This window comes from Nitratireductor sp. GCM10026969, from assembly GCF_042660605.1.
Lineage (GTDB): Bacteria > Pseudomonadota > Alphaproteobacteria > Rhizobiales > Rhizobiaceae > Chelativorans.
The window spans coordinates 21,102-27,442 of sequence record NZ_JBHSUM010000050.1 but is presented as its reverse complement, the minus strand read 5'-3'; the positions used below and the strand labels follow the sequence as shown (position 1 = coordinate 27,442).

The following is a 6,341-nucleotide window of genomic DNA, read 5'->3' as shown; positions in this document are numbered from 1 at the left end:
AGGTCCTCTTCCAGAAAGACGCCGCGGTGACCGCCGGCCTCTGCGCCCTGGGCGATGATGGCGTCGCAGCCCCGGTCGGCAAGCCAGCGCGCCTCGGCGACAGTCGTCGCAGAGGCGATGACCTTGGCGCCCGTCGCGCGCACGCGTTCGAGAAGCGGCCCGTCCGGCAAACCGAAATGGAAGCTGACGACTTCCGGGCGGTGTTCCTCGACCACGGCGCAGGCTTCCGCGTTGAACGGGTTGCGGCCGGGGCCGGAAGAGACGGTTTCCGCGTCGAGACCGAGGGCTGCATAGTACGGCGCGAGCTGGGCGCGCCAGGCGGCTTCGCGCGCCGCGTCCGGCGCCGGCTGGCTGTGGCAGAAGAAATTGAGATTGATCGGCCTGTCGGTGCGCTGGCGGATAATGCCGAGTTCGGTGTGGATCTGCTCGGGGCTCAGCATGGCGCAGGGCAGCGCGCCGAGGCCACCGGCCTCGCTCACCGCAATGGCAAGTTCCGGCCCGCCGGAACCGGCCATGGGCGCGAGGAGAACCGGTCGTTCGATGCCGAAAAGGTCAAGGATCCGGCGGTCGCGCCACATGTCACACTCCATTCTCTCGACTGGCGTTGCGGAAGGCCCTTCCGGCACCGAACCCCGTTGCCCCTTGCGGTGTCAGGACCGGCACGAGCACCCGGCGCGACCGGCGCGCCATGGCCGGAATGCCCTGCTGGAGCCGCTTTTCCGCCTCGACCACCAGGACGCCCGCAAAAAGCGGCCAGAAGCGCCGGCCCGCGCGCTCCAGCCATTGGTGCAGCTTCATGATCCAGCGCCGCCTGGCAGGCGGAAAGTGCAGGGTGTCGGCCCAGGCACCGGGGGTGAAGTTCGCCTCCCGGAGTGCCTCGACGAGTTGGCTGCGCGAATAGGGGCGGCCGGTGCCAAACGGTGTGTGCTCGAAGCGCGCCCACAGGCCGCGCCGGTTCGGCACGACGATGACGAGGCGGCCGCCCGGCGCCAGGACGCGCCAGAGCTCCAGAAGCGTTTGGCGCGGGTTTTCCGTGTGTTCGAACGCATGGACGAGGAGTATGCGGTCGACCGAGGAGTCAGGCAGCGGCAGCTCTTCCTCGAAGACAAGGGCAGTTGCCGAGGCCTTGCCCGGCGGCCAGTGCACGGCGCCTTGGCGTGCGGGCATGAAAGCGAAGACGCGTTCGGCATCGGCGCCAAAACGGTCGAGCCAGGGAACGGCATAGCCGAGCCCGACCAGACGCTCCTCGGGCAGCTTGATCCAGATGGAGGAGAGCGCCATGGCGATGGAACGCTCGGCGAGCCGCCCGAGCAGGCTGGCGTAGAATGCCCTGAGGTCGACGATATCGCCGTTCATGGAAAGTACGGTACGTCCCGTTCGCGCCTGCCGCAAGATGTTTTCAGGTGGGTGACAAGGGCGTCGTGCGGTCCTATCGTTCCGGCAGAACGGAGGTTCCCATGACGCTCGAAATCGAACAATTCATGTGCCGCAGCGACAATTTCGGCATTCTCGCCCACGATACTGAAACCGGGGAGACGGCGCTGATCGACGCGCCGGAGGAGCAGCCGATCCTGGCGGCCGTGGAGCGGACCGGTTGGACGCCGACAATGATCATGACGACACATCACCACCAGGACCACGTGGCGGCTAATCTGGCGCTGAAGAAGCGTTTCGGGCTCACCATTGTCGGTCCCGCGGCCGAGGCTGACCGGATCCCGGGCATCGACCGCACGGTGAAGGAGGAGGATACGGTGCGCGTCGGCCAGCAGGCTGCCCGCGTTATTGAGACGCCGGGGCATACGGCCGGTCATGTGAGCTATCATTTCCCCGATGCGGGGATCGCCTTCACGGCCGACACGCTCTTCGCCCTCGGCTGTGGCCGGCTGTTCGAGGGCACGCCCGCGGACATGCTGCGATCGCTGAAGAAGATCGCTGTGTTGCCGCTAGAGACGGTGATCTATTGCGGGCACGAATATACCCAGGCGAATGCGCGGTTCGCCCTGTCGGTCGATCCGACGAACTCCGCCCTGAAGGAGCGGGCCAAGGTGGTCGACACACTGCGGCAGGAGGGCAAGCCGACGCTGCCCACCACCCTTAAGCAGGAGATGGCGACGAATCCGTTCCTGCGCTGGCACGATCCCGTCATCCGCCGCAATCTCGGTATGGAAGACGCCTCCGACGAGGCGGTGTTCGCGGAAATCCGCAAGCGCAAGGACGTTGCTTGAGGGGAAGCGGGCGGCAGGCAGCCCTCGTCCTTCGACAGGCTCAGGATGAGGGCCGGCGTTTGCGTTCATTCGCGTATGTCGAAGCTTAAAGCAGGCTGGCTTGCCTTCCTCTCATCCTGAGCCGGTCGAAGGGCGAGGGGAAGGCCGCACCATCGTTCCCAGGGATAAACGACAATCAGACAGCAGCGTCACCTGCTACTGTCGGTTTGCGCTTCAGGATCATGTTCTTCGCCGCCAGTGCCGCGCCGCCGGTGATCAGCAGGCAGGCGGCGAGGATGTTGGCGGTGGGCTCGGCCTGGCCGGCGGCGATCAGGATGAGGGTCGACAGGAGCGGGGCGGCGTAGCTCGATGCGCCGAGCACCTGGATGTTGCCATGCTTGACGCCGTGGTCCCAGGCGTAGAAGGCGGCACCCACGGGCAGGAGCCCGAGGCCGAGGACGGCGAGCCACTCGCCGGTGCCGGCCGGCCAGACGGTCTGCTCCAGCGCCAGATGGCAGAGTGCGGAAAGGACGGCCGCGGCGGCGCAGAACCAGGTGACGATGCTGGTCGGCACGGCCTGGAAACGGCGGGACAGAAGCGAATAACCGGACCAGAAGAGGGCGCAGCCGCCGGCGGCCGCATACCCCACCGTATAGCGGCTGTCGAAGGTGAAGCCGCCTCCCTTGGTGATGATGAGGAATGTGCCGAACAGGCCGAGAAAGGCACCGGCGACATGGTGCCAGCCGAGCCGCTCTCCGGGCATGAGGGCCGAGCCCAGGACGATGAGCAATGGCCACAGATAGGCGATCAGGCTCGCCTCGACCGCCGGCGCGTTGCGCAGAGCGGTGAAGTAGAGAAAGTGATAACCGAAAAGCCCGCCGATGCCGACCAGCCAGACCGAGGGGGGAACGGACTTACGCTGGCGGAAAGCGGGAAAGAAGCCCTGGGCCAGAAGGCCGATCGCCGTGCCCACGGCAAAGGACATGGCCGAGAGCTGAAAGGGTGGAACCTGACCCGATGCGGCGGTGAAGAGCGCCAGCAGCGCCCACATGGCAACGGCGGAAAAGCCGATCAGGGTGGCGCGCGCCATGTTCTCTCCGTTGAAATCAGATGCGACGCGCCTTGATGTGCACCGTTCCGATCTTGGTGGCAATAGTCGCTTCGACGGGTGAATAGAGATTGCGGCCTTCCACCGGCCCGAACCCGACAAAGATGCGGGACCTGTCGCGCAAATACTGGATCGAGGAACGGTCTTTCCTGTATCCGGAAACGGGCACGAAACGCGCCCGGCATGTGACGGTGGCATCCCGGAAACCGTTCCTGTCGCCGGCGGGCTCGAGAACGAGGTCGGTGCGCATCTCCCCGTCATAGACCCTGATCCTGCGCCGACAGACTTCCGACGCGTCCCTGGCCGGCAGGAGCAGGGCGGAAAGCGGATCGGCGACGCCTGCCAGGTGCTCCCGTTCCACCGGCACCCAGTCGTCGCCGCGCTTCTTCGGCTCCGGCCGGTTCTCCGTCGCGGTCACCCGGTCGTTCTCGAAGCGGATCGCCGTCTTCTTCTCTTCCTCGCCGCTCTCATAGGCGAGCGTATAGGCATGCGGGCGGCTTGCATCGGGGCCCAGCCAGCCGTTCACCGTCACCGTGCCGTCGGTGCGGTCGAAAATTCGTGCGATGCCGGCGCTGGCGAAACGGCCGGCGATGGCAAAGCCCTGGCCTTCGAAGCGGCTCTCGAGGACCGCGCGGCCGATCGGCAGCCCGAAAAGGGAGGCATCGTAGCGCACGCGGTAGGATTCCGCCGCCGCCGGGGCGAGGCCGGCGACGCTTGCAATGATAAGAGCGGCAGCAAGCGCAAGCGGTCGAAAGCTGCCCATTTCACCTCCACCGGCGGTCGTCGCGCCGCCAATTTCTTCAGCAAAAGGCAAAGGGTTAAATCGGGCGGATGTGTGGAGGGGCCCGGCGCAGCTTGACCGCAAGGACAAATGTCTTTATGTGGACGGCAAATTTCCACGAGGCCGCCTGAGATTTACTGCGCGCTGTTCCGTTCGGGTGCGGCAAGCGGTTCGGCCCGAAAGATAAGGTAAGAATAAAGATGTCCCGTGCTTGCGAACTGACCGGCAAGGCCGTGATGAGCGGCAACAATGTGAGTCACGCCAACAACAAGACCCGTCGCCGCTTCCTGCCCAACCTGTGCGACGTTACCTTGATGTCGGAGACGCTCGGCCAGAATTTCCGTCTGCGCGTTTCGGCGGCGGCGCTGCGCACGGTGGAACATCGCGGCGGTCTCGACGCCTTTCTCATGAAGGCGAAGTCGAACGAATTGTCCCAGCGCGCGCGTCTTCTGAAGAAGCAGGTCGCCAAGAAGCTCGCCGAGCAGGCGAGCGCCTGAGACCTCTCATGCGCGGCGGTCACCGGGCCGCCGCACTGGTTCCATCACCCAGGTTAAAAAAATGAACCGTTTCCTTGCAGTCTGGCCTTTCGTGGCCGCCATGGCGGTGATCGTCGCTGCCTCGAACGTGCTTGTACAGTTCCCGTTCGCCCATTTCGGTCTCGGTGACGTCCTCACCTGGGGTGCGTTCACCTATCCCATCGCCTTTCTCGTCAACGACCTGACGAACCGCCGCTTCGGGCCGCAGGCCGCGCGCCGCGTAGTGGTGGTGGGCTTCGTCATGGCGATGGTGCTGTCGGTCTGGCTGGCCAGTCCGCGCATCGCGCTCGCCTCGGGGTCGGCCTTCCTCCTGGCGCAGCTGCTCGATATTTCCATTTTCGACCGCCTGCGCCGCAGCGCCTGGTGGCGGGCGCCGCTGATCTCGACGGTCGTCGGCTCCGCGCTCGACACCGTCATCTTCTTCTCGCTCGCCTTTGCCGCCGTCTTCTCCTTCCTCGATACGGGGCTGGGACGCGAGGACGGGTCGCTCGCCTTTGCCGTCCCGCTGTTCGGTTCGGACATGGACGTACCGCTGTGGGTTTCGCTGGCGCTGGGCGACCTCGTCGTGAAGCTCCTGGTCGGCCTGGCGATGCTCGTGCCCTACGGTGCGCTGATCACCGTGCTGCGGCCGGCCGAGGCCGTGCGGTAAGAGCCCTCTTCGATCCCGGGCGGGGCAGGAGACGTCTGCCTTCATTCCTCGAGGAGACGGAATTCCAGGTAGAGGTTGCGCTGCAGGATGGAATGGTTGTCGTCGGACATCAGCGACACCATGACCGCGCCGTCCGCACGCTGCCAGACGTCGAGCGCTTCCATATTGTCGATCTGGTAGGCCATGTCGGCCTCGAGGAGAACCGGCCCGTCGGCGAGGCTGCCGGGACGGATCCCGTCGGCGCGAATCCGTCTGATGCGCATGGCGACGCCGCTCGCCAGGGAAAAGCGCCGCTCCAGGAGCAAAAGGTCGCCGTCGGGCAGGAAAGCGCCGTCGGTGATGTCGAAATCGTCATGCCGCGCGATCGCGAAGATGCCCTTCAGCGGCCCCTCGAGAATGGCGGCGAAGACGTTGCGTCGGCGGTCGAGGCTGCGCTCGGTGACTGCGATGCGCGCGCCGGCGAGCGCGCTTTCCTCCGGCGCGTAGGCGATGGTCTCGAAGCCGCGATTGGTGCGCAGCTCCCGGGCGGGGACCAGGAAGTCCAGTTCGCCGGCGGGCGGGCCCATGTGTCCTGGCGCGAGGCGCAAAGTGGCGAGGCGGTGCTCGCGTTCGAAACCGGCGGTCACCTCGTCGCCGCTGACGGCAATGGCCTCCGCGTCGGTGGTCGACTTGTCGCCGGTCAAGGAGCCGTCCGGGTCGCGGATGGGCTCCATCGTGAAATCGGCGATCCCGGCCGGCCGGCCGTCGGGGCCATGGCGCAGCGTGCCGAAGAACCAGAAGCCGCTGTCGGCAACGCCGATGAAGCGGCCTCCGGGCGTGAGAAAACGGAAGGACGACAGGCTGCCGAAATTGCGGCCCGGTGACGTCATCTCCAAACCGCCGACGAACTCTAGCGGCCCGAACTGCATCTCGGCCGAGCCGATGCGGAACTCCGCGATGGGGCGGGAAACGATCTCGTAGGTTTCGGCGGACTCTTTTTCTTCCGCCTGGATGGGCGGAGACAGCAGAAAGCCGAGGAAGAGCAGCAGACTGGCTGATCGGAGGATGGCCGTCGGTCGCACGG

The 6,341-nt window shown here is 66.0% G+C and carries 8 protein-coding genes; 3 read left to right on the top strand and 5 right to left on the bottom strand.

Annotation, left to right across the window (positions count from 1 at the left end; genetic code table 11):
- The coding region (locus tag ACFP9U_RS12410) for an NAD(P)H-dependent flavin oxidoreductase (protein WP_378621790.1) at window positions 1-578 on the bottom strand (578 nt) is incomplete at its 3' end.
- A gap of 1 nt (window position 579) precedes the next feature.
- A complete protein-coding gene (locus ACFP9U_RS12405; protein ID WP_378621788.1) occupies window positions 580-1,356 on the bottom strand; it encodes a class I SAM-dependent methyltransferase in 777 nt (258 codons plus the stop codon).
- 101 nt (window positions 1,357-1,457) lie between these two features.
- Here ACFP9U_RS12405 and gloB point away from each other — a divergent pair, with 101 nt between their 5' ends.
- The gene (gloB, locus tag ACFP9U_RS12400) at window positions 1,458-2,225 is read left to right on the top strand and encodes a hydroxyacylglutathione hydrolase (RefSeq protein ID WP_378621786.1); all 768 of its coding nucleotides are present in this window, start codon (window positions 1,458-1,460) and stop codon (window positions 2,223-2,225) included.
- A gap of 175 nt (window positions 2,226-2,400) precedes the next feature.
- Here gloB and ACFP9U_RS12395 read toward each other — a convergent pair whose 3' ends face one another.
- On the bottom strand, window positions 2,401-3,294 hold the full coding sequence (locus ACFP9U_RS12395; protein WP_378621784.1) for a DMT family transporter: 894 nt from the start codon (window positions 3,292-3,294) through the stop codon (window positions 2,401-2,403).
- A gap of 16 nt (window positions 3,295-3,310) precedes the next feature.
- Entirely contained in the window at window positions 3,311-4,075 is a 765-nt protein-coding gene (locus ACFP9U_RS12390) for a DUF3108 domain-containing protein (protein ID WP_378621782.1), read from the bottom strand.
- A gap of 218 nt (window positions 4,076-4,293) precedes the next feature.
- Between ACFP9U_RS12390 and rpmB the strand changes: the two genes are divergently transcribed.
- Window positions 4,294-4,590, top strand: a complete 297-nt coding sequence (gene rpmB, locus ACFP9U_RS12385; protein ID WP_322452951.1) for a 50S ribosomal protein L28 — start codon at window positions 4,294-4,296, stop codon at window positions 4,588-4,590.
- Window positions 4,591-4,651: 61 nt separating this feature from the next.
- Complete coding sequence (locus ACFP9U_RS12380; protein WP_378621780.1) at window positions 4,652-5,278, top strand: queuosine precursor transporter; 627 nt, start codon at window positions 4,652-4,654, stop codon at window positions 5,276-5,278.
- Window positions 5,279-5,319: 41 nt separating this feature from the next.
- On the opposite strand, the gene ACFP9U_RS12375 is transcribed toward ACFP9U_RS12380, so the two are convergent.
- Entirely contained in the window at window positions 5,320-6,339 is a 1,020-nt protein-coding gene (locus ACFP9U_RS12375) for an esterase-like activity of phytase family protein (protein ID WP_378621778.1), read from the bottom strand.
- Between the last annotated feature and the right edge of the window lie 2 nt (window positions 6,340-6,341).

Coding starts and splice junctions, on each gene's coding strand:
- rpmB (WP_322452951.1), top strand. CDS start 4,294: ATGTCCCGTGCTTGCGAACTGACCGGCAAGGCCGTGATGAGCGGCAAC.
- ACFP9U_RS12390 (WP_378621782.1), bottom strand. CDS start 4,075: ATGGGCAGCTTTCGACCGCTTGCGCTTGCTGCCGCTCTTATCATTGCA.
- ACFP9U_RS12405 (WP_378621788.1), bottom strand. CDS start 1,356: ATGAACGGCGATATCGTCGACCTCAGGGCATTCTACGCCAGCCTGCTC.
- ACFP9U_RS12395 (WP_378621784.1), bottom strand. CDS start 3,294: ATGGCGCGCGCCACCCTGATCGGCTTTTCCGCCGTTGCCATGTGGGCG.
- gloB (WP_378621786.1), top strand. CDS start 1,458: ATGACGCTCGAAATCGAACAATTCATGTGCCGCAGCGACAATTTCGGC.
- ACFP9U_RS12380 (WP_378621780.1), top strand. CDS start 4,652: ATGAACCGTTTCCTTGCAGTCTGGCCTTTCGTGGCCGCCATGGCGGTG.